Origin of the sequence: Streptomyces fulvorobeus, assembly GCF_013167895.1 — a bacterium.
Classification (GTDB): Bacteria; Actinomycetota; Actinomycetes; order Streptomycetales; family Streptomycetaceae; genus Streptomyces; species Streptomyces fulvorobeus.
The window spans coordinates 1,947,286-1,972,806 of record NZ_BLWC01000001.1 but is presented as its reverse complement, the minus strand read 5'-3'; the positions used below and the strand labels follow the sequence as shown (position 1 = coordinate 1,972,806).

General features: G+C 70.7%; 23 protein-coding genes and 3 pseudogenes. 20 read left to right on the top strand and 6 right to left on the bottom strand.

Features of this window, described 5'->3' with window-relative positions; all coding sequences use genetic code 11:
- Positions 1-3: 3 nt before the first annotated feature.
- From Sfulv_RS09055 to era, 9 genes are all read left to right on the top strand, one after another.
- Complete coding sequence (locus Sfulv_RS09055) at positions 4-912, top strand: ribonuclease Z (protein ID WP_173313213.1); 909 nt, start codon at positions 4-6, stop codon at positions 910-912.
- A gap of 36 nt (positions 913-948) precedes the next feature.
- On the top strand, positions 949-1,941 hold the full coding sequence (locus tag Sfulv_RS09050) for an adenosine deaminase (protein ID WP_173313212.1): 993 nt from the start codon (positions 949-951) through the stop codon (positions 1,939-1,941).
- 145 nt (positions 1,942-2,086) lie between these two features.
- Positions 2,087-3,190 carry a carbohydrate kinase family protein gene (locus Sfulv_RS09045; RefSeq protein WP_173313211.1) on the top strand — a complete coding sequence of 368 codons (1,104 nt, stop codon included), beginning with the start codon at positions 2,087-2,089 and terminating at the stop codon, positions 3,188-3,190.
- Positions 3,191-3,319: 129 nt separating this feature from the next.
- On the top strand, positions 3,320-4,333 hold the full coding sequence (locus tag Sfulv_RS09040) for a PhoH family protein (RefSeq protein ID WP_173313210.1): 1,014 nt from the start codon (positions 3,320-3,322) through the stop codon (positions 4,331-4,333).
- A 12-nt stretch (positions 4,334-4,345) separates the two neighbouring features.
- A complete protein-coding gene (ybeY, locus tag Sfulv_RS09035; RefSeq protein WP_173313209.1) occupies positions 4,346-4,843 on the top strand; it encodes an rRNA maturation RNase YbeY in 498 nt (165 codons plus the stop codon).
- Complete coding sequence (locus Sfulv_RS09030; RefSeq protein WP_173313208.1) at positions 4,840-6,123, top strand: hemolysin family protein; 1,284 nt, start codon at positions 4,840-4,842, stop codon at positions 6,121-6,123. Before ybeY ends, Sfulv_RS09030 begins: the two co-directional genes overlap by 4 nt.
- Positions 6,120-6,473 (top strand): MmcQ/YjbR family DNA-binding protein, encoded by a 354-nt coding sequence (locus Sfulv_RS09025; RefSeq protein WP_173313207.1) that lies wholly within the window; start codon positions 6,120-6,122, stop codon positions 6,471-6,473. Before Sfulv_RS09030 ends, Sfulv_RS09025 begins: the two co-directional genes overlap by 4 nt.
- Positions 6,474-6,514: 41 nt before the next feature.
- Positions 6,515-6,883 (top strand): cytidine deaminase-like protein, encoded by a 369-nt coding sequence (locus Sfulv_RS09020; RefSeq protein ID WP_173313206.1) that lies wholly within the window; start codon positions 6,515-6,517, stop codon positions 6,881-6,883.
- Between the two features lie 186 nt (positions 6,884-7,069).
- Positions 7,070-8,020: a GTPase Era gene (gene era / locus Sfulv_RS09015; RefSeq protein WP_371874651.1), complete on the top strand. Its 951-nt coding sequence runs from the start codon at positions 7,070-7,072 to the stop codon at positions 8,018-8,020.
- A gap of 28 nt (positions 8,021-8,048) precedes the next feature.
- On the opposite strand, the gene Sfulv_RS09010 is transcribed toward era, so the two are convergent.
- A complete protein-coding gene (locus Sfulv_RS09010) occupies positions 8,049-8,312 on the bottom strand; it encodes a protealysin inhibitor emfourin (RefSeq protein ID WP_173313204.1) in 264 nt (87 codons plus the stop codon).
- 103 nt (positions 8,313-8,415) lie between these two features.
- Complete coding sequence (locus tag Sfulv_RS09005) at positions 8,416-9,525, bottom strand: M4 family metallopeptidase (RefSeq protein ID WP_173313203.1); 1,110 nt, start codon at positions 9,523-9,525, stop codon at positions 8,416-8,418.
- A gap of 295 nt (positions 9,526-9,820) precedes the next feature.
- Here Sfulv_RS09005 and leuA point away from each other — a divergent pair, with 295 nt between their 5' ends.
- The 7 genes and pseudogenes from leuA (at position 9,821) to Sfulv_RS08970 (ending at position 18,425) form a co-directional block, all read left to right on the top strand.
- Positions 9,821-11,602, top strand: coding sequence for a 2-isopropylmalate synthase (gene leuA, locus Sfulv_RS09000; RefSeq protein WP_173313202.1), 1,782 nt, complete (start codon positions 9,821-9,823; stop codon positions 11,600-11,602).
- A gap of 210 nt (positions 11,603-11,812) precedes the next feature.
- Complete coding sequence (locus tag Sfulv_RS08995; RefSeq protein ID WP_173313201.1) at positions 11,813-12,517, top strand: tellurite resistance TerB family protein; 705 nt, start codon at positions 11,813-11,815, stop codon at positions 12,515-12,517.
- Positions 12,518-12,697: 180 nt separating this feature from the next.
- Positions 12,698-14,765 (top strand): annotated as a pseudogene (locus tag Sfulv_RS08990) (MMPL family transporter).
- 14 nt (positions 14,766-14,779) lie between these two features.
- Entirely contained in the window at positions 14,780-16,105 is a 1,326-nt protein-coding gene (locus Sfulv_RS08985; protein WP_371874650.1) for a sensor histidine kinase, read from the top strand.
- Positions 16,102-16,791, top strand: a complete 690-nt coding sequence (locus Sfulv_RS08980) for a response regulator (protein WP_173313200.1) — start codon at positions 16,102-16,104, stop codon at positions 16,789-16,791. The genes Sfulv_RS08985 and Sfulv_RS08980 overlap by 4 nt, the downstream gene beginning before the upstream one ends.
- Before the next feature lie 39 nt (positions 16,792-16,830).
- On the top strand, positions 16,831-17,577 hold the full coding sequence (gene recO / locus Sfulv_RS08975) for a DNA repair protein RecO (RefSeq protein ID WP_173313199.1): 747 nt from the start codon (positions 16,831-16,833) through the stop codon (positions 17,575-17,577).
- Between the two features lie 22 nt (positions 17,578-17,599).
- Positions 17,600-18,425, top strand: a pseudogene (locus Sfulv_RS08970) (isoprenyl transferase).
- A gap of 66 nt (positions 18,426-18,491) precedes the next feature.
- On the opposite strand, the gene Sfulv_RS08965 reads toward Sfulv_RS08970, so the two are convergent.
- From Sfulv_RS08965 to Sfulv_RS08950, 4 genes and pseudogenes are all read right to left on the bottom strand, one after another.
- Positions 18,492-18,926, bottom strand: coding sequence for a Fur family transcriptional regulator (locus Sfulv_RS08965; protein ID WP_256668846.1), 435 nt, complete (start codon positions 18,924-18,926; stop codon positions 18,492-18,494).
- Positions 18,927-18,991: 65 nt separating this feature from the next.
- Entirely contained in the window at positions 18,992-19,894 is a 903-nt protein-coding gene (locus tag Sfulv_RS08960; RefSeq protein WP_173313198.1) for a metal ABC transporter permease, read from the bottom strand.
- Between the two features lie 5 nt (positions 19,895-19,899).
- Positions 19,900-20,676 (bottom strand): metal ABC transporter ATP-binding protein, encoded by a 777-nt coding sequence (locus tag Sfulv_RS08955; protein ID WP_173313197.1) that lies wholly within the window; start codon positions 20,674-20,676, stop codon positions 19,900-19,902.
- Between the two features lie 44 nt (positions 20,677-20,720).
- Positions 20,721-21,766: pseudogene (locus tag Sfulv_RS08950) on the bottom strand (metal ABC transporter substrate-binding protein).
- A gap of 221 nt (positions 21,767-21,987) precedes the next feature.
- On the opposite strand from Sfulv_RS08950, the gene Sfulv_RS08945 reads away from it, so the two are divergent.
- The 4 genes from Sfulv_RS08945 (at position 21,988) to dusB (ending at position 25,334) form a co-directional block, all read left to right on the top strand.
- Positions 21,988-23,370 carry a glycine--tRNA ligase gene (locus Sfulv_RS08945; protein ID WP_173313196.1) on the top strand — a complete coding sequence of 461 codons (1,383 nt, stop codon included), beginning with the start codon at positions 21,988-21,990 and terminating at the stop codon, positions 23,368-23,370.
- A gap of 101 nt (positions 23,371-23,471) precedes the next feature.
- Positions 23,472-23,675, top strand: a complete 204-nt coding sequence (locus Sfulv_RS08940) for a hypothetical protein (protein WP_173313195.1) — start codon at positions 23,472-23,474, stop codon at positions 23,673-23,675.
- Between the two features lie 162 nt (positions 23,676-23,837).
- Complete coding sequence (locus Sfulv_RS08935) at positions 23,838-24,053, top strand: DUF6243 family protein (RefSeq protein ID WP_173313194.1); 216 nt, start codon at positions 23,838-23,840, stop codon at positions 24,051-24,053.
- A gap of 132 nt (positions 24,054-24,185) precedes the next feature.
- The gene (gene dusB / locus Sfulv_RS08930; RefSeq protein ID WP_173313193.1) at positions 24,186-25,334 is read left to right on the top strand and encodes a tRNA dihydrouridine synthase DusB; all 1,149 of its coding nucleotides are present in this window, start codon (positions 24,186-24,188) and stop codon (positions 25,332-25,334) included.
- Positions 25,335-25,521: the final 187 nt, after the last annotated feature.

Genomic DNA, 25,521 nt, shown 5'->3' with positions numbered 1-25,521 from the left:
CTGATGTCCGTACGCGAACTGGTCGTCCTCGGCACCGCCAGCCAGGTCCCCACCCGGCACCGCAACCACAACGGCTATCTGCTGCGGTGGGACGGCGGGGGCATCCTCTTCGATCCCGGCGAGGGCACCCAGCGCCAGATGCTGCGGGCCGGCGTCGCCGCGCACGACATCGACCGGATCTGCGTCACGCACTTCCACGGGGACCACTCGCTGGGACTGGCCGGGGTGATCCAGCGCATCAACCTCGACCAGGTCCCGCACCCCGTCACCGCGCACTACCCGGCGAGCGGACAGCACTTCTTCGAGCGGCTGCGGTACGCCACCGCCTACCGCGAGACCGTACGGCTGACCGAAGCCCCCGTCGCCGCCGACGGCCCGATCGCCACCACCGACGCCTACACCCTGGACAGCCACCGGCTCTCCCACCCCGTCGACTCCTACGGCTACCGGCTGACCGAGCCGGACGGGCGGCGCATGCTTCCCGGGAAGCTCGCCGAACACGGCATCAGGGGCCCGGACGTCGGCCGCATCCAGCGCGAGGGCTCCCTCGGCGGGGTCCCGCTCGACGCCGTGTCCGAACGCCGACGTGGACAGCGGTTCGCGTTCGTCATGGACACCAGACTGTGCGACGGCGTGTACGCGCTCGCCGAGGGCTGCGACCTGCTCGTCATCGAGTCGACCTTCCTCGACGAGGACGAACGGCTCGCCACCGACCACGGCCACCTGACCGCCGGGCAGGCCGCCCGGGTGGCGGCGGAAGCGGGCGTACGGCACCTGGTGCTGACCCACTTCTCGCAGCGGTACGACGATCCCGGCCTCTTCGAGACCCAGGCCAGAGCCGCCGGTTTCACGGGCGCACTGACCGTCGCCCAGGACCTCATGCGGGTCCCCGTGCCCACCAGGCACCTCTGAAATCCCCTCAGTACCACCGTTCGTGAGCGAGACACCGTGCACATCCCCAAGGCAGAACTCCACCTCCACATCGAAGGCACCCTCGAACCCGAGCTGGCCTTCGCACTCGCCGGACGCAACGGGGTGACGCTGCCCTTCGCCGACACCGAAGAGCTGCGCACCGCCTACCTCTTCGACGACCTCCAGACCTTCCTCGACCTCTACTACGCGCTGATGGCCGTGTTGCGCACCGAGGAGGACTTCGAGGACCTCGCCAACGCCTACCTCACCCGCGCCGCGGCCCAGGGCGTCCGGCACGCGGAGATCTTCTTCGACCCGCAGGCGCACACCGCCCGGGGCATCCCGATCGGCACCGTCGTCGAAGGACTCGGCCGGGCACTGGACCGGTCCGAGGAGACCCACGGCGTCTCCACCCAGCTGATCATGTGCTTCCTGCGCGACCTGTCGGCCGAGTCGGCACTGGAGACCCTGGAGGCGGCGAAGCCGTATCTGCACCGGATCAGCGGAGTCGGCCTCGACTCCGCCGAGCTCGGCCACCCGCCGGCGAAGTTCCGCGAGGCGTACGAGGCGGCCGGCGCCCTCGGACTGCGCAAGGTCGCCCACGCGGGCGAGGAGGGCCCGCCCGCCTACATCACCGAGGCCCTCGACGTCCTCGGGGCCGAGCGCATCGATCACGGGCTGCGCTGCATGGAGGACCCGGAACTGGTGAAGAGGCTGGCAGCCGACCGCGTACCGCTCACGCTCTGCCCGCTGTCCAACGTACGGCTGCGCGCCATCGACATCCTGGAGGAGCACCCCCTGCGGGCCATGATGGACGCCGGGCTGCTCTGCACGGTGAACTCCGACGACCCGGCCTACTTCGGCGGATACGTCGGAGACACCTTCCACGCGGTCCACGAGGCGCTCGGCCTGGACCACGAGCACCTGCGCACCCTGGCCCGCAACTCCTTCGACGCGGCCTTCCTCGACCACGACGAGGAGCGCAGGGAGCGCTACCTCTCCGAGGTCGAGGCGTACGTGTTCGACTGAGCGCGCGGTCTGGGAGGTCGGTGGCAGCGGGTGTTCGCGCGGGCCAGGGCGCGTGTCCGCGGGGTGCGCTCACCGGATGCCCCTGCGGATCGGGCAGACTGGCCGGATCTCGACTGTTCCGATCTCGTACGACCGGGAGCGCGCGGTGAGCACAGGCAGCCCAGGCATCGATCCGCTCGTCGGCCTGCGGGTCCCGCAGGACCCGGCATGCGACGTCTTCCTGACCGGTACGGTCTTCCTCGACATCATCTTCACCGGCCTGGACAGCGCACCCGTGCGCGGTACGGAGTCCTGGGCGCGAGGCATGGGATCGAGCCCCGGCGGCATCGCCAACATGGCCACCGCGCTCGCCCGGCTCGGCCTGCGCACCTCGATGGCCGCGGCCTTCGGGGACGACCACTACGGGGAGTACTGCCGGGACGCGCTCGAACAGGGCGAGGGCATCGACCTGTCGATGTCGTACACCGTGCCCGGCTGGCACTCGCCCGTCACCGTCTCCATGGCGTACGAGGGCGAACGGACCATGGTCTCGCACGGCCACGAGGCCCCCGCCCCCGCGGCGGGCACCGTCCCCGGCCTGACGTTCCCGCACTGCCCGCCGCGCGCCCGCGCCGCCGTCGCCTCCCTCGTCCCGGGCCGCAGCGAACCCTGGGTGGGTACGGCGGCACGCAACGGCGCCCAGATCTTCGCGGACGTCGGCTGGGACGAGACCGGACGCTGGGACCTGGACGCCCTGCCCGGACTGGAACACTGCGCGGCCTTCCTCCCCAACGCCGAGGAGGCCATGCGCTACACCCGGACCGACTGCCCCCGCTCGGCGGCGCACGCCCTCGCCGAACGGGTGCCGCTCGCCGTGGTCACCCTCGGGGCGGAAGGCGCCTACGCGGTGGACGGGACGACCGGTGCGGGCGCTGAGGTACCCGCCATCGAGGTGGAGGCACTCGACCCGACCGGGGCGGGAGACGTCTTCGTCGCCGGATTCGTCACCGGGACCCTGGCCGGCTGGCCGCTCGCCGACCGCCTGGCGTTCGCCGGCCTGACCGCCGCGCTCTCCGTCCAGGAGTTCGGCGGCTCACTGTCCGCGCCGGGCTGGGCGGAGATCGCCGCCTGGTGGCAGCAGGTGCGCACCCACGCGGGCCAGGACCCGGCGGCCCTGGAGCGGTACGCCTTCCTGGAGGAGCTGCTGCCGGCCACGAGCCGTTCCTGGCCGCTGCGCCGTGCCGTGCCGACGATCGGGTTCCGGCAGTAGCGCGGGGGTACACGGACCTCGAAATTCCTTCTGACTTGTCAGTGGGTAGTCGTAGGCTTGGTGCTCCAGAGGTTGTCGAGCAGCGAGAACCCTGCAACGGGAGGTATGCGCAGGCCCGAGGGCCGGCCCATGACTCAGACACCCACACAGCCGCAGGCGCGTGCCCAGATCAGGATTCCCGCCGCACACCCCATGGTGATGCTCCTGGGATCGGGCGACTCGCTGCTGCGCGTGATCGAAACGGCGTTCCCGGCAGTCGACATCCATGTCCGGGGCAACCAAATCAGCGCTGTCGGGGACGCACCGGACGTCATCCTGATCCAGCGACTGTTCGACGAGATGGTGCTGGTGCTCCGCACCGGTCTGCCGATGACGGAGGACGCAGTGGAACGCTCGATCGCCATGCTCAGGGCGAGCGACAACGGCGACGGGGACGGTTCCGAGACCCCCGCCGACGTCCTCACCCAGAACATCCTTTCCAGCCGCGGTCGCACCATCCGCCCCAAGACCCTCAACCAGAAGCGGTACGTCGACGCGATCGACAAGCACACGATCGTCTTCGGCATCGGCCCCGCGGGCACCGGCAAGACCTATCTCGCCATGGCGAAGGCGGTCCAGGCGCTCCAGTCCAAGCAGGTCAGCCGGATCATCCTGACCCGGCCCGCCGTCGAGGCGGGAGAGCGGCTCGGCTTCCTGCCCGGCACGCTCTTCGACAAGATCGACCCGTACCTGCGTCCGCTCTACGACGCACTGCACGACATGCTCGACCCCGACTCGATCCCGCGCCTGATGGCGGCGGGCACGATCGAGGTGGCGCCCCTGGCGTACATGCGCGGGAGAACGCTGAACGACGCCTTCATCATTCTCGACGAGGCGCAGAACACCAGCGCCGAGCAGATGAAGATGTTCCTGACCCGGCTCGGCTTCGAATCGAAGATCGTCGTCACGGGTGACGTCACCCAGGTCGACCTCCCGAGCGGCACGAAGAGCGGTCTGCGGCAGGTCCAGGACATCCTGGAAGGCGTCCGGGACGTGCACTTCTCCCGGCTCACCTCCCAGGACGTCGTCCGGCACAAGCTGGTCGGCCGTATCGTCGACGCGTACGAGAAGTACGACAGCCAAGAACGCCCCAACGGGAAGTAGTCACAGCGCACCATGTCGATCGACGTCAACAACGAGTCCGGAACCGAGGTCGACGAGCAGGCGATCCTCGACATCGCCCGCTACGCACTGGCACGGATGCGCATCCACGCGCTCTCCGAGCTCTCGGTGATCGTCGTGGACAGCGACGCCATGGAGCAGCTCCACATGCAGTGGATGGACCTTCCCGGCCCGACGGATGTCATGTCCTTCCCGATGGACGAGCTGCGGCCGCCGGTCAAGGACGACGAGGAGCCCCCGCAGGGGCTGCTCGGTGACATCGTCCTGTGCCCCGAGGTCGCGAAGCGGCAGGGCGAGGAGGCCGAGACGGGGCACTCCATGGACGAGGAGCTCCAGCTCCTCACCGTCCACGGGGTGCTGCACCTCCTCGGCTACGACCACGAGGAGCCGGACGAGAAGGCCGAGATGTTCGGCCTCCAGGCGGCGATCGTGGACGGCTGGCGCGGTGAGCGCGGGATGGCGGGTCCGTCCCCGGCCCCCACCGTCTCGTGAGCGTGCCCCTGGTCTCCGGCGCCGTCCTGCTGGTCGTCCTCGGATGGCTCGCGGCCTGCGCCGAGGCCGGCATCGCCCGCACGTCGAGCTTCCGGGCCGCCGAGGCGGTCCGCGCCGCGCGCCGCGGCAGCGCGAAACTGGAGCAGGTCGCGGCCGACCCGACCCGCTACCTCAACGTCGCCCTGCTGGTGCGGGTGGCCTGCGAGATGTCGGCCGGCGTGCTCGTCACGTACGCCTGCCTGCGGGAGTTCCCGGAGACCTGGGAGGCGCTGGCCGTGGCGATGGGTGTCATGGTCCTCGTCTCGTACGTCGCCATCGGCGTCTCCCCGCGCACCATCGGACGCCAGCACCCGCTGAACACGGCGACGGCGGCGGCGTACGTGCTGCTGCCGCTGGCCAGGATCATGGGCCCGATCCCGCAACTGCTGATCCTGCTGGGCAACGCGCTGACGCCGGGCAAGGGGTTCCGCAAGGGACCGTTCGCCAGTGAGGCCGAACTGCGCGCGATGGTCGACCTGGCCGAGCAGGAGTCGCTGATCGAGGACGACGAGCGCCGCATGGTGCACTCGGTCTTCGAGCTCGGTGACACGCTGGTGCGCGAGGTGATGGTGCCGCGTACGGACCTGGTCTGCATAGAGCGGCACAAGACGATCCGTCAGGCGCTCACGCTCGCACTGCGCTCGGGGTTCTCGCGCATACCGGTGACCGGCGAGAACGAGGACGACGTCGTCGGCGTCGTGTACCTGAAGGACCTGGTCCGCAAGACGCACGTCAACCGCGAGTCGGAGGCCGATCCGGTCTCCACGGCGATGCGGCCCGCCGCGTTCGTGCCGGACACGAAGAACGCCGGAGACCTGCTGCGCGAGATGCAGCAGGACCGCAGCCACGTCGCGGTCGTCATCGACGAGTACGGCGGCACGGCGGGCATCGTCACCATCGAGGACATCCTGGAGGAGATCGTCGGCGAGATCACCGACGAGTACGACCGGGAGCTGCCGCCGGTCCAGGAGCTGGAGAACGGCCGCTTCCGGGTCACGGCCAGGCTCGACATCGGTGACCTCGGCGAGCTGTTCGGCCTCGACGAGTACGACGACGAGGACGTGGAGACGGTCGGCGGCCTCCTGGCCAAGGCGCTCGGCCGGGTCCCGATCGCGGGTGCCTCCTCCGTGGTGGAGCTGCCCGACGGCCGAAGCCTCCGGCTGACCGCCGAGTCCCCGGCGGGCCGCCGGAACAAGATCGTCACGGTGCTCGCGGAACCCGAGAGGGCCGAGGCCCGGTGACCCCGCAGGAGTTGAGGGCGTTCTGCCTGGGGTTCAACGCGAGCGTGGAGGAGTTCCCGTTCGGCCCTGAGGCGTCGGTCTTCAAGGTGCTCGGCAAGATGTTCGCGCTCAGTGTGCTGGACGCGCGCCCGCTGACGGTGAATCTGAAGTGCGACCCGGACGACGCGATCCGGCTCCGCGAGGAGCACGCGGCGATCGTCCCCGGATGGCACATGAACAAGCGCCACTGGAACACCGTGACGGTCCCGGACCTTCCCGACGCGAGGCTCCGCGAGCTGATCGAGGACTCCTACGACCTGGTCGTGGCGGGCCTGCCACGGGCGCAACGGCTCCGCCTGGACCGTCCCTGACCGGCCCGTCCCCTGTCATGGCCCTGGCCTATGCTCGGGCCATGACCGAGAGCACCGACCCCCAGAGCCCCGGGCCCGCCGCCGAGGACCGCAAACTCATCACGCTGGCCCGTTCCGCCCGGGCGCGCAACGGGGTGCCCGAGGGCGCCGCTGTCCGTGACGAGACAGGGCGTACGTACGTCGCGGGCACCGTCGACCTCGCCTCGCTGAAGCTCAGCGCACTGCGGACCGCGGTCGCGATGGCCGTGGCGAGCGGCGCGAACTCCCTGGAGGCCGCGGCCGTGGTCACCGAGGCCGGCACCGCCGCGGAAGCGGACCGTGCGGCGGTACGCGACCTGGGCGGCCCGGGGACCCCGGTCCTGCTGGCGGGCCCCGACGGCGCGCTGCGGCTCACCACCCCGGCGGGCTGACTCCCGTCCGCCGCCCGGCCCGCGACGGCCTTCCTCGCCGTTCCCCGCAGACCCGCGGGTGGCCGCCGAAACGGGTACGGGCCGGGTGGACACGGGCCCGCCCCTGGCTGCCGGACGTCTCCTCAGGCGTCCGCGACGAGGTCCGCGGCGGCCCGTTGTACGCCGCAGCCGTCGCGATCGGGGAGAATGGGCGCCATGAGCGCTCGTACCCCTGAGAACAACGCCCCCCACCGGGCCGGCTTCGCCTGCTTCGTCGGCCGCCCCAACGCGGGCAAGTCCACCCTCACGAACGCTCTGGTCGGTCAGAAGGTGGCGATCACCTCGAACCGCCCCCAGACCACCCGGCACACGGTGCGCGGCATCGTGCACCGCGAGGACGCGCAGCTGATCCTGGTCGACACCCCGGGCCTCCACAAGCCGCGCACGCTGCTCGGAGAGCGGCTGAACGACGTCGTGCGGACCACCTGGGCCGAGGTCGACGTCATCGGCTTCTGCCTGCCCGCCGACCAGAAGCTCGGCCCCGGCGACAAGTTCATCATCAAGGAACTCGCGGGTATCAAGAAGACGCCGAAGATCGCGATCATCACCAAGACCGACCTGGTCGCCTCCAAGACGCTCGCCGAGCAGCTGCTGGCCGTCTCGCGCCTCGGCGAGGAGCTCGGCTTCGAGTGGGCCGAGATCGTCCCGGTCTCCGCGGTCAAGGGCGACCAGGTGGAGCTGCTGGCCGACCTGATCGCCCCGCTGCTCCCGGTGAGCCCGCCGCTCTACCCGGAGGGCGACCTCACCGACGAGCCCGAGATGGTCATGGTCGCGGAACTGATCCGCGAGGCCGCGCTGGAAGGCGTACGGGACGAGCTGCCGCACTCGATCGCGGTGGTCGTCGAGGAGATGCTGCCGCGCGAGGACCGGCCCGCGGACAGGCCGCTGCTGGACATCCACGCGAACGTGTACATCGAGCGGCCCAGCCAGAAGGGCATCATCATCGGCCCGCAGGGCAAGCGGCTCAAGGAGGTCGGCACGAAGTCCCGCAAGCACATCGAGGCGCTGCTGGGTACGCCGGTCTACCTCGACCTGCACGTGAAGGTCGCCAAGGACTGGCAGCGGGACCCGAAGCAGCTGCGGAAGCTGGGCTTCTAGGCGGGTGGCCTCCCGGCGTACGCGTCTCTCACGCGCCCTCCTTGAGGACGCGTGAGATCAGCGTGCGCTGGGCCTCGGTCAGCTGGGGGTCGGCGCACCGGGCGGTGCGGTCGCCGACCGTGATCCGGTAGTGGAAGCCGTCCGGGACGCCGGGTGCGCTGGCGTCGGCGCCGGTGAGCGCGGATTCGGCCAGGGCCTCCCATTCCGCCGCGTCGGGCAGGCCGCGGGTGTCCACCTCGCGGCGCAGCGCGATGCCGGCGAATCCGCCGGTCCTGCTCACCTCGATCCGCATGGGTTCCTGCCTGGGGTCGGTGGTGCGGGTTCTCGGACGTCCTGGAACGCCGGACGGTCTCCCATGGTGCCCTCAACCGCCGGGCGGGCTCAAGAAGGCGTCCTCAGTCCACGGACGGGCTCGGGGCGGCCGGGGTGGAGGTCGTGGGGACGCCTACCTCCGACCACGCCTTGACCACCGCCTCCGCCTCGTCGCCCGCGCCGAACCGCGTCTTCGCCGCTGCCACCGTCAGCCGGGCGAACTCCGCGAACTCCGCGTCCGCCGCCAGTTCACCGCCGGTCAGCACGTCGTACCAGATGTGGCCCGCCCGCTCCCACGCGTTGCCGCCGAGAGCGGTGGCCAGCAGGTAGAACGCGCGGTTGGGGATGCCCGAGTTGAGGTGGACCCCGCCGTTGTCCTCGTCCGTCTGGATGTAGTCGTCCATCGTCGCCGGCTGCGGGTCCTTGCCCAGCACGTCGTCGTCGTACGCCGTGCCGGGAGCCTTCATCGAGCGCAGGGCGACCCCGCTCACCCGGGGCGCGAGCAGTCCCGCGCCGATCAGCCAGTCGGCCTCCCGCGCGTTCTGGCAGAGCGAGTACTGCTTCACCAGCGCGCCGAAGACGTCCGACACGGACTCGTTGAGCGCACCGGACTGGCCCTCGTAGACCAGGTTGGCCGTGTACTGCGTCAGCCCGTGCGCCAGTTCGTGGGCGATCACGTCGACGGCGAGGGTGAAGTCGAGGAAGATCTCCCCGTCCCCGTCGCCGAACACCATCTGCTCGCCGTCGAAGAAGGCGTTGTTGTACTTCTCGCCGTAGTGCACGGAGCCGGTCAGGGGCAGCCCGTTGCCGTCGATGGAACTGCGGCCGTACTCGGTGTGCAGCAGGTCGAAGGTGGCGCCCAGTCCCGCGTACGCACGGTTGACGCTCGCGTCCTGGGTGGGGTCCTCGCCCTCGCCGCGCACCTTGTGCCCCGGCAGGTCGGTGCCGTGACGGCAGTCGTACAGGGTGCGGTGCGGTGTGGTGGGGGGAGTTCCCGAGGCGGTCCGGAAGGCGGGAACGGTGGCCAGGGCGGTCAGCCGGCGGCGGGCGCGCCTGACGCCGTCCGCCTCCAGCGTCCGGCGCGCCGGACCTGACAGGAGGGGGTCGTCCGACTGCGAGAGCCTGTCGAGGATCTGGGGCGGCACGATGGTGCACAGGACGGGGCCAGGCCCGTTGCTGAGTCGAGGCTGCATGCGGAGAACAGTGGCACCGTGTGACGCTCTTGTCGCTGATTGCGACGATGATTGACGAAATGGAGTGATGAGTCACCGTTCACCCGTTACCGATGGCGTGGTCCCGCATACTGATACGACACCGGCGTCCCGGGCGCCTCTCGGGTAGTCTCGCCGCATCATGCGTTTCTGGCTGCTCCTTCTTAGCTGCCGCGGCGAGGGTCTGTAGTTGTAGGCCGACCCCCTCCCCGCGGAGTCCGGTGTTGCAGCGACACAGTCGGCCGTTCCCACGCCGGACCCCCAGGAGCCTTGAGCCATGACCGCAGCGAAGCCCGTCGAGCCCACCGTCGGCCGCCCCACCCCCGTCACCAACGCCACGCGGCTCCAGAAGCCCTCCGGGATGCCCGTCCACAAGTACGGCGGGTACGAGGCCGTGGACATCCCCGACCGCACGTGGCCCGAGCAGCGGATCACCCGGGCGCCCCGCTGGCTGTCCACCGATCTGCGGGACGGCAACCAGGCCCTGATCGACCCGATGTCCCCGGCCCGCAAGCGCGAGATGTTCGATCTGCTCGTACGCATGGGCTACAAGGAGATCGAGGTCGGTTTCCCGTCCTCCGGTGACACCGACTTCAACTTCGTGCGTTCCATCATCGAAGAGGGCGCGATCCCCGAGGACGTGACGATCTCCGTCCTGACGCAGGCCCGCGAGGACCTGATCGAGCGCACCGTGGAGTCCCTGCACGGCGCCCACCGGGCCACCGTGCACCTGTACAACGCCACGGCGCCGACGTTCCGCCGGGTGGTCTTCCGCGGTTCCAAGGCCGACATCAAGCAGATCGCCGTGGACGGCACCCGGCTGGTGATGGAGTACGCCGAGAAGATCCTCGGCCCGGAGACGGTCTTCGGCTACCAGTACAGCCCGGAGATCTTCACCGACACCGAGCTGGACTTCGCCCTGGAGGTCTGCGAGGCGGTCTGCGACGTCTGGCAGCCGGAGGCGGGCCGGGAGATCATCCTGAACCTGCCCGCGACCGTGGAGCGCTCGACGCCGTCCACGCACGCGGACCGCTTCGAGTGGATGTCACGCCACCTGACCCGGCGGGAGCACGTCTGCCTCTCGGTCCACCCGCACAACGACCGCGGTACCGCCGTCGCCGCCGCCGAACTGGCGATCATGGCGGGCGCGGACCGGATCGAGGGCTGCCTGTTCGGACAGGGTGAGCGCACCGGCAACGTCGACCTGGTCACGCTGGGCATGAACCTGTTCTCGCAGGGCGTCGACCCGGAGATCGACTTCTCGCAGATCGACGAGATCCGCCGTACGTCCGAGTACTGCAACCAGATGGAGATCCACCCCCGCCACCCGTACGCGGGCGACCTGGTCTACACCGCCTTCTCCGGCTCCCACCAGGACGCCATCAAGAAGGGCTTCGACGCCATGGAGGCCGACGCGGCCGCACGGGGCGAGGGTGTGACCGTCGACGACCTGGAATGGGCCGTGCCGTACCTGCCGATCGACCCCAAGGACGTCGGCCGCTCGTACGAGGCGGTCATCCGGGTCAACTCGCAGTCCGGCAAGGGCGGCATCGCGTACGTCCTGAAGAACGACCACAAGCTGGACCTGCCGCGCCGGATGCAGATCGAGTTCTCCCGGATCATTCAGGCCAAGACCGACGCCGAGGGCGGCGAGGTCACGCCGGCCCAGATCTGGTCCACGTTCCAGGACGAGTACCTGCCCAACCCGGAGAACGCCTGGGGGCGCGTACAGCTCCGCTCCGGGCAGAGCACGACCGACACCGACGGCCGGGACACCCTCACCGTCGAGGCGACCGTGGACGGCACGGACACCGTGCTGACGGGTACCGGCAACGGCCCGATCTCCGCCTTCTTCGAAGCGCTGCAGGCCATCGGCATCGACGCCCGTCTGCTCGACTACACCGAGCACACCATGAGCGAGGGCGCGAGCGCCCAGGCGGCCTCGTACATCGAGTGCGCGATCGACGGCAAGGTGCTCTGGGGCATCGGGATCGACGCCAACACCACCCGTGCCTCGCTCAAGGCGGTCGTCTCCGCGGTCAACCGCGCGACGCGATGACGCTCCGCCGCCGTCCGGCTCCCTTGCGGACGAACGTGCGATAAGCCGCGTTACCGTCCGGCTCCAGCACCCCGTCCGCCCGAGCAGGGTGGGCGGGGTTCGGCCATCTCCGCGGGTTGTGACATCCGGAGTGCTGACGCCGCCTCGAAGGTGTGGTTAACATCACGTCCCACGCGGCAATGTTGCCGGAGCGTTACGGAGGTGTGCGACGTGCGGTCAGCCAAAGGACAACGCGCCATAAGACTGCGCATCTACGGCATCCGCACCGTCTGGGACACCGTCGGTGACGGGGAGTTCTTCTGCCCGGGCTGCGGGGGCGACCGCAACTACCGGCGCCTCGACGGGCGCCGCCGCTTCACCGTCCTCGGGGTGCCTCTGCTGCGGCGCGGCCGCGCGGGCACCGTCGTCGAATGCGCCGTCTGCCGGGACCACTTCCCGACCGAAGTCCTCGGCCACCCCACCACCACCCGGTTCTCCGCGATGCTCAGGGACGCCGTGCACACCGTCACCCTGGGCGTCCTCGCGGCGGGCGGCACGGGCTCCCGTACGGTCCTGGAGACCGCCGTCGCCACCGTGCGCGACGCCGGGCTGCAGGACTGCACGCAGGAGCAGCTCTCCATCATCGTCGAGGTGCTCGCCGCCGACACCGGGCACGGACCCGGCTCCGACCCCGCGGCCGAGGCGTGCGGGGCGACCCTGGCCATCGAGCTGCACGAGGTGCTGAAACCGCTCGCCCCTCACCTGGCCGCCGCCGGGCGGGAGTCGGTACTGCTCCAGGGCGCCCGGATCGCCCTCGCGGACGGCCCGTACAGCCCGGCGGAGCGCGAGGTGCTGTCCACGGTGGGCAGCGCGCTGTCCCTGCGCGCCGAGGACACGGCCCGGTTGCTGGCCGCCGCAGCGCGCACGCCCTCCTAGGAGCCGCCGTACTCCCCCGGGAGTAGTCGGGCGGGCCTGACGCCTCGGGCAGTAGTCCTGAAGTCGGTCCCTCGTGTGACGAGCCGGTCCCTTCCTGCCGGGAGTCTGGGTGTGAGCCGGACACCGACCAGGAGGGGGGCCCGCGTCATGGGGGCCAGTACGGAAATGAGCGGGACGCGGATGCGGCCGGGGGTGCGGCGGGCGCTGCCGTGGCTGGTCGTCGCGTTCTGGGTGGCCCTGATCGCGGTCGCCGCGCCGTTCGCGGGCAAGCTCGGGGACGTGCAGCGTGACCGCGCCGTCGACTATCTGCCGGCCGACGCCGACTCCACGCAGGTGGCGAAGATCCAGGACACGCTGCCCGGCGGCGAGTCCACCGACCTCGTCCTCGTCTACCACCGCGACAGCGGGCTGACCCCCGCCGACCGGGCCGAGGCCGACGAGCAGACCGCTTCGATCGCCGGTGCGCACGAGCTGAGCGCCGTACCCCGGGGCGTGCCGTCCCAGGACGGCACGACGCTGATGTACGCGATCTCCTCGACCGAGCCCGGGCAGGACGAGGACGTCAGAGCGGTGTTCGTCGGTGAGATCCGCGAGACCGCGAAGGGCGGCGACGGGCTGAGGGTGGAGGTCGGCGGTCCCGGTGCGCTCAACGTCGACGCCCTGGAGGTCTACGGTTCGCTCGGCGGGCCGCTGCTCTACACGACCGTCGCCGTCGTCGCGATCCTGCTGATCCTGATCTACCGCAGCCCGTTCCTCTGGCTGGTGCCCCTCGTCGTCGCCGGAATGGCCGACTTCCTGTCGATGGCCGTGGCGTACGGACTCAACCAGGGGTTCGACATCACGATCAGCGGCCAGAGCGCCGGGGTGATGACCATCCTCGTCTTCGGCGCGGGAACCGACTACGCGCTGCTGGTCGTCGCCCGCTACCGCGAGGAACTGAGCCGCTTCACCCAGCCCTACGACGCCATGGCCGCCGCCCTGCGCGGCTGCGGGCCCGCCGTCGTCGCCTCGTCCGGGACCGTCGCCGCGGGGCTGCTGTGCCTGCTCGCCGCCAACCTCAACAGCAGCCGGGGCATGGGGCCCATCGCGGCCGTCGGCGTGCTGTGCGCCCTCTTCGCCATGATGACCCTGCTGCCCGCCGTCCTGGTGCTGCTCGGCCGCCACGTCTTCTGGCCGATCGTCCCGCGTACGGGAGCGTGCCGAAGCAGCGCCGTTCGCTGTTCGCCGCGATGGGCAGCTCCGCCGGGCGCAGGCCCGTCGCCGTGCTCCTCTCCGGCGGTGTCCTGCTGGGCGCGCTGTCCCTCGGCGCCTTCGCCCTGCCCGGTGACCTCAAGCAGCAGGACTTCTTCACCAGCACGCCGGACTCGATCAGTGCCATGGAGACGCTCGGCAGCGCCTACCCCGACAGCGGGACCCAGCCGATCACCGTCATCGCGCCCACCGGCCGGGCGGACGCGGCTCTCGCCGAGGTCCGCGGCACCGAAGGGGTCGTCTCCGTCGAACGCGGCCGCAGCGGCGGCGGCTGGACCGAGATCTCCGTCGTCCCCCAGCACCGGCCCGAGTCGGCCGGGGAGCGGGCCACCATCGAGGCCCTGCGCTCCCTGCCCGGCAGCCACGTCGGCGGACCCAGCGCCCAGCAGCTGGACCTGGAGCAGACCAACGCCCGTGACCTGAAGGTCGTCGTACCGCTCGTCGTCCTCTCCGTCCTGCTGATCCTCGTCGTCCTGCTGCGCAGCCTCCTCGCCCCGCTGATGCTCGTCGCCGCGGTCGTCGCCGTCTGGGGGCCTCCCTCGGCATCGCCGGACTCGTCTTCGAACCGGTCCTCGGATTCGAGGGCACCGATCCGGGACTGCCCCTGCTCTCCTTCGTCTTCCTGGTGGCACTCGGTGTCGACTACGGCATCTTCCTGATGCACCGCATGCGGGAGGAGGCGTTGTCCGGGGCCGAACCGACAGCGGCCGCGCTCACCGCGCTGCGGACCACGGGAGCGGTGATCGCCTCGGCCGGACTGGTGCTCGCGGCGACCTTCGGGGTGCTGATGAGCATGCCGATGGTGGCGCTGGCCGAACTCGGCTTCGTCATCGCGGTCGGTGTGCTGCTCGACACCTTCCTGGTCCGCACCTACCTGGTGACCTCGGCGAGCGTCGCCCTGGGACGCACGGTCTGGTGGCCCGGGGCGCTCAGCCACAAGCCCCCGGCCGACGGACCCGACGCGCCCCGCGAACCGGAACTCGTCGCAACCCGCTGACGGTGCCCGTACCCATGCCGGAGGATGGCAGCGTGTCCGCACCCCGAACCACGCGCCGCGGCGCGCGCCTTCTGGCCGTCGTCAACCGCGACCCCATGGACGCCCCGCACAAACAGCGCACCGACGCCCTCATCGCCGGGGGCGCCGGTGCGCTGTCCTTCGTACTCGCCCTCGTGACCGACGACGGGCGGAGCCCCGACGCGCTCGGCTGGGTCCTGCTGGCGGCCAGTGCCCTGCTGCTGGTGTGGCGGCGCACGAGCCCGGTCCTGGTGCTGTCCGCGATGGTTCCGGTCCTCATGACCTACCACCTGCTCGACAACGCCCACGGGGCGCCGATGCCGCAGACCCTCATCGCGCTCTACACGGTCGCGGTGACCGGCAGACCGCTGCGCACCATCCTGACCGGCGCGGTCGTGCTCGGCGGGATGGTGACGGTGGTCAGCACCATCGACACCCACCAGGGCCTCGAACTCCTGCGGATCTCGGGCTGGATCATCGCCGTGCTGTTCTGCGGCGTCGACGTCCGCTTCTACCGGCAGTGCGTCGCCTCGATGGCCGAGCGCGCCGAACGGGCGGAACGCACCCGCGAGGAGGAGGCCGCGCGCCGGGTGGCCGAGGAGCGGCTGCGGATCGCCCGCGATCTGCACGACCTGCTGGCCCACAGCATCACCGTGATCGGCGTGCAGACCTCGGTGGCCTCGCACATCCTGACCGTCGACCCCGACCGGCTGGACCGGGAGGCGGTCGCCAGGTCCCTCGACGACATCGCCGAGACCTGCCGCGAGGCCCGCGCCGAACTGCGTACCACCCTGCGGGTGCTGCGCGCCGGTTCCGGGGAGGGCGAGGGGCCGCTGCCCGACCTCGCCGCGCTGCCCGGTCTCGTGCGGGCGGCCGAGGCGGCCGGGGCGCGGGTGGACCTCTCGGTACGGACCCCGCCGGGCCGGCTCGCCCCGGCGACCGGCGCCGCCGCCTACCGGATCGTGCAGGAGTCCCTGACCAACGCGGTACGGCACGCGGGACCCGGCGTGCGGATCACGGTGACCGTGGGCCCGGAGTCCGGCGGCGCCGCGCTGCGGGTCAGGGTCACCGACGACGGCCTGGGCTGCCAGGAGGGCGCTGTGGGCACGGGGTTCGGCATCGTGGGGATGCGGGAGCGGGCCCGCAGCACCGGCGGCACGCTGAGCGTCGGGCCGCGCCCCGGCGGCGGCTTCGAGGTGACGGCGGTGCTGCCGCTCCCGGAGAGCGCGCCCGCCCCGGCCCGGGAGCGCCCGGCGGCGCGGGCGCGGACGCCCGCGGCGGCGCCGGCCGGCGGCGTGCCGGTCCGGCGGGCGGCGCTGTGATCCGGGTCCTGCTCGCCGACGACCAGACGCTCGTCCGGGCCGCCTTCGCGATGCTCGTCGAGTCGGACCCGGGCATGACGGTCGTCGGCCAGGCGGGCAACGGCCTGGAGGCGGTGGAGCTGGCCCGCAGCGCACGGGCCGACCTCGTCGTCATGGACATCCGGATGCCCGACCTCGACGGCATCGAGGCCACCCGCCGTATCGCCGCCGACGAGGACCTCGCCGGGGTGAAGGTGCTCGTCCTCACGACGTACGACACCGACGAACACGTCGTCGAGGCGCTGCGCGCGGGCGCTTCCGGCTTCCTGGTCAAGGACACCAGACCGGCCGAACTCCTCGCGGCCATCACCACGGTGGCCGCGGGTGAGGCCCTCCTCTCGCCCGGCCCCACGGCCCGGCTGATCGCCCGGGTGCTGAGCGCCCCCACCGCGCCCGCCCCGGGCGCCGTGGCCGGTCCGGACTGCCTCACGGACAGGGAGCGCCAGGTGCTCGGTCTCGTCGCCCGGGGCCTGAACAACACCGAGATCGCGGAAACCCTCTCCCTCAGCCCGCTCACCGCCAAGACCCACGTCAGCCGGATCATGGGCAAACTGGCCGCCCGGGACCGTGCCCAGCTGGTCATCGTGGCGTACGAGTCCGGGCTCGTCGTACCGGCCGCGGGCACCGAAAGCGTCACGGAGCGGTGACCGCGGCCGGCCGGGACCCCGGTGGGCGACAATGGACGCATGAGCTTGTTCCGGGACGACGGCGTCGTGCTGCGTACGCAGAAACTGGGCGAGGCCGACCGGATCATCACGATCCTGACCCGCGGCCACGGGCGGGTGCGTGCCGTCGCACGCGGCGTCCGGCGCACCAAGTCCAAGTTCGGGGCCAGGCTCGAACCCTTCTCCCACGTGGACGTGCAGTTCTTCGCCCGCGGCAGTGAACTGGTCGGCCGCGGCCTTCCCCTGTGCACCCAGAGCGAGACGATCGCGCCGTACGGCGGCGGCATCGTCGCCGACTACGCCCGCTACACCGCGGGCACGGCCATGCTGGAGACCGCCGAACGGTTCACCGACCACGAGGGCGAGCCCGCGGTCCAGCAGTACCTGCTGCTCGTCGGCGGCCTGCGCACCCTCTCCCGCGCCGAGCACGCGCCCAACCTCATCCTCGACGCGTTCCTGCTGCGGTCCCTCGCCGTGAACGGCTACGCACCGAGCTTCGAGGACTGCGCGAAGTGTGGGATGTCCGGTCCGAACCGGTTCTTCTCCGTCGCCGCGGGCGGCGTCATATGCGGCGACTGCCGGGTGCCCGGCAGCGTCGTACCCTCTGCTGAGGCCGTCACCCTGCTGAGCGCGCTGCTCACCGGCGACTGGGAGACGGCGGACGCGTGCGAGGCGCGTCATGTCAGGGAGGGGAGCGGACTGGTGTCCGCCTATCTGCACTGGCACCTGGAGCGGGGACTGCGCTCGCTGCGGTACGTAGAGAAGTGACACAGGGAGACGAGAGAAGCTCATGGAAGTACGCGGAATCCTCGGCGGCCGTAACCGGCGCACCTACAAGTCCCCGAGCCGCACCCCTCCGGAGCCACCCCCCGAAGCTCCCCGCGGAGCTGGTGCCCAGGCACGTCGCCGTCGTGATGGACGGCAACGGCCGCTGGGCCAAGGAGCGGGGACTCCCGCGCACCGAGGGCCACAAGGTCGGCGAGAGCGTCGTCATGGACGTCCTCAAGGGCTGCATCGAGATGGGCGTCAAGAACCTCTCGCTGTACGCCTTCTCCACGGAGAACTGGAAGCGCTCGCCGGACGAGGTGAAGTTCCTGATGAACTTCAACCGGGACGTCATCCGCCGCCGCCGCGACGAGATGGACGAGCTGGGCATCCGCATCCGCTGGGTGGGACGGATGCCGAAGCTGTGGAAGTCCGTCGTGCAGGAGCTCCAGGTCGCCCAGGAGCAGACAAAGGACAACGACAGGATGACGCTGTACTTCTGCGTCAACTACGGCGGCCGGGCCGAGATCGCCGATGCCGCGCAGCGCATCGCGCAGGACGTCGCGGCCGGGAAGCTCGACCCCGCGAAGGTCAACGAGAAGACGTTCGCGAAGTACATCTACTACCCGGACATGCCGGACGTGGACCTCTTCGTACGTCCCAGCGGTGAGCAGCGCACCTCGAACTACCTGATCTGGCAGAGCGCGTACGCGGAGATGGTGTTCCAGGACGTCCTGTGGCCCGACTTCGACCGCCGGGACCTGTGGCGTGCCTGCATGGAGTACGCCCAGCGCGACCGCCGCTTCGGCGGTGCGGTGGAGGCGGGTACCGCCGAGGGCCCGGCCGTCTGAGCCCGCCGCCGCGCTCCCGTCCGCGTACGCGCGCGGTACGGGAGCGCGGCGGGTTCCCGCACCGGGTCAGCTCTCGGCGGTGGCCGCGCACTCCACGCAGGTGCCGAAGATCTCCACGGTGTGGGCCACGTTCACGTAGCCGTGCTGGGCGGCGATCGTCTCCGCCCACTGCTCCACGGCGGGGCCCTCGACCTCGACCGCCTTGCCGCACATCCGGCAGACCAGGTGGTGGTGGTGGTCGCCCGTCGAGCACCGGCGGTAGACCGCCTCGCCCTCGGTGGTGCGCAGCACGTCGACCTCGCCCGCGTCCGCGAGGGACTGCAGGGTGCGGTAGACGGTGGTCAGCCCGACCGAGTCGCCGCGGTGCTTGAGCACGTCGTGCAGTTCCTGGGCGCTGCGGAACTCGGCGACCTCGTCGAGCGCCGCCGCCACCGCCGCCCGCTGCCGGGTCGACCGGCCGCGTACCGGCGCCGCGTTGGTGCCACTGATCGGCGCGGTCACAGCTGCCTCCTCGTGTCGCCCGTACGTGTGTCGGGCCATTGTGCCAGCCCGCCCCGGGGTCACGGTCACACCCGGACGTCGCCCGGCTCCCGGGGGCCGGGCGGTACGGCGCTGCCCGGGTCGAGGGAGCACGCCCGGTCCGCCTCGGCGGTCCGGGCCCGGCGGCGTGCCAGGGGCGCGGCGAGCGCGGTGAGCACGACGAACGCGGCGATGGCCAGGAGCACGATCGTCGCGCCGGGCGGGACGTCCCGGTAGTACGACGTCACGGTGCCGGCCAGTGTGACCGCCGTGCCGATGACCACCGACAGGACGAAGGTCACCTTGAAGGACTTGGAGATCTGCTGCGCCGCCGCCACCGGCACCACCATGAGCGCGCTGACGAGCAGCAGGCCGACGACCCGCATCGCGACCGTGACGGTGACGGCCGCCGTCACCGCGATCAGGAGGTTCAGCACGCGCACCGGGAGCCCGGTGACCCGGGCGAACTCCTCGTCCTGGCTGACCGCGAACAACTGCCGCCGCAGGCCGATCGTCACCAGCACCACGAAGGCGGCCAGTACGCAGATCGCGGTGACGTCCTCCTCGGAGACCGTGGACAGCGAGCCGAAGAGGTACGACGTGAGGTTGGCGTTGGAGCCGGTGTCGGAGATGTTGATCAGCAGGACACCGCCCGCCATACCGCCGTAGAAGAGCATGGCCAGCGCGATGTCGCCGCGGGTGTGCCCGTACCAGCGGATCAGTTCCATGGCGACCGCGCCCGCGACGGCGACGGCCGTGGCCATCCACACGGGGCTGGTGGAGAGCAGGAAGCCGAGGCCGACACCGGTCATCGCGATGTGCCCGATGCCGTCGCCCATCAGGGCCTGGCGGCGCTGCACCAGGAAGATGCCGATGGCCGGGGCGGTGATGCCGACGAGCACGGCGGCGATCAGGGCGCGCTGCATGAAGGCGGGTTCGAGGAATTCCATCGTGATCAGCTCAGCAGTCCGGTCCGTACGGGCTCGGAAGCCGCGTGGGGGTGTACGTGGTCGTGGCCGGGCAGCGCGTGCTGTCCCAGCGCCTCGGGAGGCGGGCCGTCGTGCGTCACGCAGCCGTCGCGCAGCACGATCGCACGGTCGATCAGCGGCTCCAGCGGACCGAGCTCGTGCAGGACGAGCAGGACGGACGCGCCGACGGCGACCTGCTCGCGCAGCGTGTGGGCCAGGACCTCCTGGCTGGCCAGGTCGACGCCCGCCATCGGCTCGTCCATGATCAGCAGCTCGGGTTCGGCTGCGAGCGCCCGCGCGATCAGCACCCGCTGGTGCTGACCGCCCGAGAGCGCGCTCACGGAGTCCCTGGCCCTGTCGGTCAGGCCGACGAGCTCGATGGCCCGGCTGACGGCCTCCCGGTCCGCCTTGCGGGGCAGCCTCAGCTTCGTACGGGACAGGCGCCCCGACGCGACGACCTCGCGGACCGTGGCGGGGACGCCGCCGGCCGCGGTCGTGCGCTGCGGGACGTAGCCGATGCGGGCCCACTGGCGGAAGCGGCGCAGCTCGGTGCCGAAGAGTTCGACGGTGCCCGAGGTCAGCGGGACCTGCCCGATGGCGGAGCGCACGGCCGTGGACTTGCCCGAGCCGTTGGCGCCGAGGAGGGCGACGACCTCACCGCGGTGTACGGCGAGGTCGACCCCCCGCAGCACAGGGCGCCCGCCGAGCGCGGCCGTGGCGCCGCGCAGGCGGATCACGGGGTCGGTGGTGGTGTGCTGCGGCATGAGCGCCTCCGGTGCTGCTGAGGACGGTACGGGTGTGACGTCGGTCACTTGGCTCCGAGGGCCTTCTGGAGCGCGGTGAGGTTGGACTCCATCACCTTGATGTAGTCAGCGCCCTTGGACCGCTCGGTGATTCCCTCCAGCGGGTCCAGGACATCCGTCTTCAGACCGGTGTCCTCGGCGACGGTCTTCGCGGTCCTGTCGCTGGTGAGCGTCTCGAAGAACACGGTGGTGGCCTTGTTCTCCTTCGCGACGGTGTGGATCTCCTGGAGGCGGGCCGGGCTGGGCTCGGCCTCGGGGTCGATGCCGGCGATGCCCTCCTGGACCAGGCCGTAGCGCTCGGCGAGGTATCCGAAGGCGGAGTGCGTGGTGATGAACGTCTTGGTCGCCGTGTCCTTCAGGCCCGTCTCGAAGGCCGTGTCCAGCGCGCCCAACTTGCCGACCAGGGCGTCCGTGTTCCTGGCGTAGTCCGCGGCGTGGTCCGGGTCGGCCTTCTCCAGGGACTTGCCGACACCCTTGGCGACCTCGGCGTACTTCACGGGGTCCAGCCAGATGTGGGGGTCGGTGCCGCCCTCGCCCTCGTGCGCGTGCTCGTCGCCCTCCTGCGCGGCGTGCTCCTCCTCGGCGTGCTTCTCTCCGGCGTGCTTCTCCCCGGGGTGCTCCTCCTCGGCGTGCTCCTCCTCGGGGTGCTCCTCCTCGTGGCCGACCTCGCTGCCGTGCTTCTCCAGCGTGGTGAGCGTCGCGGCGTCGACGGTGTTCTCCACCCCGGCCTGGGTGACGGCGTCGTCGACGGCGGGCTGGATGCCCTTGAGGTAGAGGATGTAGTCCGCCTCCCCGAGACCGCCGATCTGCCGGGGGTGAGCTCCAGGTCGTGCGGCTCGACGCCCGGCCGGGTGAGGCTCTCGACGGAGACGTGGTCCCCGCCTATCTCCTCGGCCAGGAACTGCATCGGGTAGAAGGAGGTGACCACGTTCAGCTTGTCGCCGTTCTCGCGGTCGGCGGCGTCGGACGAGGAGCAGGCGGAGAGGCCGGTGAGGCCGAGGACGACTGCTCCTGCGACGGCGGCGGTGGGTATCAGGCGACGTACGTTCATGACAGTCATTTTCAACAATTGTGGAAACGATTGTCAACAAGACGGATGAGACGTCCATAACACCGGGGCGCGGACGCCCGGCTCTCCCGCCGATTTGATCCAGGGGGTGCGCCCGCCGGTAATCTGAGCCATTCGCCCCCGCCGTCTCGCGATCACCACCCCCCACTGAGGCGCTCAGCGCCGCTCCTGTCCAATTTCGCCGTCGCAATGAAGAGAGCACCGTGGCCGCCGACAAGATCGACACCATCGTCAGCCTGAGCAAGCGCCGTGGCTTCGTCTACCCCTGCAGTGAGATCTACGGTGGCTCCAAGGCCGCCTGGGACTACGGGCCGCTGGGTGTCGAACTCAAGGAGAACATCAAGCGTCAGTGGTGGCGCTCCATGGTCACCGCGCGCGAGGACATCGTCGGTCTCGACTCGTCGGTGATCCTGGCCTCCGAGGTCTGGGAGGCGTCCGGTCACCTGGCGACCTTCTCGGACCCGCTGACCGAGTGCACCTCCTGCCACAAGCGCTACCGCGCGGACCACCTGGAGGAGGGCTACGAGGCCAAGCACGGCCGCCAGCCCGCCAACGGCCTCGCCGACATCAACTGCCCGAACTGCGGCAACAAGGGCCAGTTCACCGAGCCCAAGCAGTTCTCCGGCATGCTGCAGACCCACCTCGGCCCGACCCAGGACGCCGGTTCCGCCGCGTACCTGCGTCCCGAGACCGCCCAGGGCATCTTCACCAACTTCGCCCAGGTGCTCCAGACTTCGCGCAAGAAGCCGCCGTTCGGCATCGCGCAGATCGGCAAGTCCTTCCGGAACGAGATCACTCCGGGCAACTTCATCTTCCGCACCCGCGAGTTCGAGCAGATGGAGATGGAGTTCTTCGTCAAGCCGGGCGAGGACGAGGAGTGGCAGCAGTACTGGATGGACCAGCGCTGGGCCTGGTACACGGGTCTCGGCCTGCGCGAGGAGAACATGCGCTGGTTCGACCACCCCAAGGAGAAGCTGTCGCACTACTCGAAGCGCACCGCCGACATCGAGTACCGCTTCAACTTCGGCGGCAACGAGTTCTCCGAGCTCGAAGGCGTCGCCAACCGCACCGACTTCGACCTCAAGGCGCACTCCAAGGCGTCGGGCCAGGACCTGATGTACTTCGACCAGGAGGCCGGCGAGCGCTGGACTCCGTACGTCATCGAGCCGGCGGCCGGTGTCAACCGCGCGATGCTCGCCTTCATGCTCGACGCGTACATCGAGGACGAGGCCCCCAACGCCAAGGGCGTCATGGAGAAGCGCACCGTGATGCGTCTCGACCCGCGCCTGGCGCCGGTCAAGGTCGCGGTGCTGCCGCTGTCCCGCAACCCCCAGCTGTCCCCGAAGGCCAAGGGACTCGCTGCGGACCTGCGGCAGAACTGGAACATCGAGTTCGACGACGCGGGTGCCATCGGCCGCCGCTACCGCCGCCAGGACGAGATCGGCACGCCGTTCTGCGTCACCGTCGACTTCGACACCCTCGACGACGACGCGGTGACCGTGCGCGAGCGCGACACCATGAAGCAGGAGCGCGTCTCCCTGGACCAGATCCAGGCGTACCTGGGTGCCAGGCTGCTCGGCTGCTGACCTTCGTACGGCATGCCGTACAACGCGCGAAGCCCCTGGTTCCCCGTACGGGACCGGGGGCTTCGTTGCAGACTGGGCGCACCCGTCCACAGGAGGCCAGGATGCCGTCCATGACCACGAGCAAGGTCAGCAGATGGGACGGCCACGGCCGTGAGCACATCGTCCACGTCAGCAGGTCGGGGCTCCAGCGCCAGCTGAGCTGCGGGACCTGCGGCTGGCGCAGGAGCGCGCAGTTCCTTCCGTGGCTGAAGGCGCAGGAGCACCTCGCGGAGGCCCATCAGGCGACCGTGGACCCGACCGCCTGAAAAGTGGGTGCCCGGCCCGGCGGGGCCGGGGTACCGTTTCGGGCATGTCTTCGTTCTTCCAGATCTACGAGTGAGAGCGCGGCGGGACTCACGACCCGCCGCCCATCGGATCGATCGCCGATCACCTCAGACCTCATTTCTCACCACGAATGGGAGAACCCCGTGGCAAAGAGCCGTAACAACCTCCTCGGTGTGGGCGGACAGCGCAAGAAGCTGACCCGCGCCGAAAAGCAGACCGCAGGCCCCTCGCGCAACGCCGACCGCCAGAGCGCCGAGGAGCAGAAGCAGGAGCTGGTGCGCAGGATGCGTGAGCGCGCCCAGTCCTCCGCCACCTCCACGGATGACGCTCCGGCCCAGGACGCCCCGGCCGGGAACTGACGCCTTCGCCCCACCCGTACGACCGCGGGCCCGGATCACCTCGTGTGATTCCGGGCCCGCACCCGTGTGCGCGGACCTGCCTGCTGGCCCCGGCCGCCCGGGGGCACTTCAGCGGTACGCGACAATGGGGGAATGACCACGCTCGCTCCCGCGCCCCCGCTGCTCCGGATCGGCCCGCACACCGTGCGGCCGCCCGTGGTGCTCGCCCCCATGGCCGGCATCACCAACGCCCCCTTCCGCACCCTGTGCCGGGAGTTCTCCGGGGGCAAGGGGCTGTTCGTCAGCGAGATGATCACGACGCGGGCGCTGGTCGAGCGCAACGAGAAGACCATGCAGCTCATCCACTTCGACGCGAGCGAGACCCCGCGCTCCATCCAGCTGTACGGAGTGGACCCGGTCACCGTCGGCAAAGCGGTCCGCATGATCGTCGACGAGGACCTCGCCGACCACATCGACCTGAACTTCGGCTGCCCGGTCCCCAAGGTGACCCGCAAGGGCGGCGGCTCCGCGCTCCCGTACAAGCGGCCCCTGCTGCGCGCCATCCTCCGCCAGGCCGTCACCCACGCCGGTGACCTCCCGGTCACCATCAAGATGCGCAAGGGCATCGACGACGACCACATCACGTTCCTGGACGCGGGCAGGATCGCCGTCGAGGAGGGCGTGACGGCCGTCGCCCTGCACGGCAGGACCGCGGCCCAGCACTACGGCGGCACGGCCGACTGGGACGCCATCGCCCGTCTCAAGGAGCACGTCCCGGAGATCCCCGTCCTCGGTAACGGCGACATCTGGTGCGCGGACGACGCGCTGCGGATGATGCGTGAGACCGGCTGTGACGGCGTGGTGGTCGGCCGGGGCTGCCTGGGCCGCCCCTGGCTCTTCGGGGACCTCGTGAGCGCCTTCGAGGGCAGCGGGACGCGCCGGACGCCCGGCCTGCGGGAGGTCGCCGGCGTGATGGTGCGGCACGCGACGCTGCTGGGTGAGTGGATCGGCGACGAGACCCGCGGGGTGATCGACTTCCGCAAGCACGTGGCCTGGTACCTCAAGGGCTTCGCGGTGGGCTCCGAGATGCGCAGGAAGCTCGCCGTCACCTCCTCGCTGGAGGAGCTCGCCGGGCAGCTGCACGAGCTGGACCTCGACCAGCCGTGGCCGGAGGGGGCGGACGGCCCGCGCGGGCGGACCTCGGGCAACAACCGGGTGGTGCTCCCGGACGGCTGGCTGAAGGACCCCTACGACTGTGCCGGAGTGGACGCGGACGCGGAGCAGGACACGTCGGGCGGTTGAACCGCTTCTGTGAGCGGGCACCCAGTGCCCCATCCTGTGCTGCTCATCTGAGCGACGGTTTCGCGACGGCGGGGCGGACATTCGCTGCCGTCCTCACGCTCTGCTCCCTTCACCTCGCCGGTGAGTAAAGGTGTGGCGCCCATCTGGCGTCCAGATGGCGACATCTGAGCGCGATCGAGGGCGTGAT